This is a genomic window from Caballeronia humi (assembly GCF_001544475.1).
In the GTDB taxonomy this organism is placed as follows: domain Bacteria; phylum Pseudomonadota; class Gammaproteobacteria; order Burkholderiales; family Burkholderiaceae; genus Caballeronia; species Caballeronia humi.
Map to the genome: position 1 here is coordinate 1 of NZ_FCNW02000249.1, position 600 is coordinate 600.

The 600-nt window shown below is 60.8% G+C and carries 1 pseudogene; it reads right to left on the reverse strand.

Going from position 1 to position 600, the window contains the following annotated elements:
• Nucleotides 1-600 (reverse strand): annotated as a pseudogene (locus tag AWB65_RS36575) (hypothetical protein); the annotation flags it as partial.

The following is a 600-nucleotide window of genomic DNA, read 5'->3' on the forward strand; positions in this document are numbered from 1 at the left end:
CGTCAGGCCTGCATCCTTCAACTGCTTCAGGTTGACAGCTTCCATGTCGGCAGCACCTGCCTTCACGTTCGCCAGCGTCGTACCGGCCGTGCCGCCTGCCAGCGTGACCTTACCCTTCGTCGAGTCGTCATATGCAACGAAGGCGTTCGTCACGTTGCCGCTCGTACCGACCGTCAGGCCTGCATCCTTCAACTGCTTCAGGTTGACAGCTTCCATGTCGGCAGCACCTGCCTTCACGTTCGCCAGCGTCGTACCGGCCGTGCCGCCTGCCAGCGTGACCTTACCCTTCGTCGAGTCGTCATATGCAACGAAGGCGTTCGTCACGTTGCCGCTCGTACCGACCGTCAGGCCTGCATCCTTCAACTGCTTCAGGTTGACAGCTTCCATGTCGGCAGCACCTGCCTTCACGTTCGCCAATGTCGTGCCGGCCGTACCGCCTGCCAGCGTGACCTTGCCCTTCGTCGAGTCGTCATATGCAACGAATGCGTTCGTCACGTTGCCGCTCGTATCCGTCTTCAGGCCTGCATCCTTCAACTGCTTCAGGTTGACGGCATCCGCGTCAGCCGTACCTGCCAGGACTTGGTGGATCTGCGCACCAGC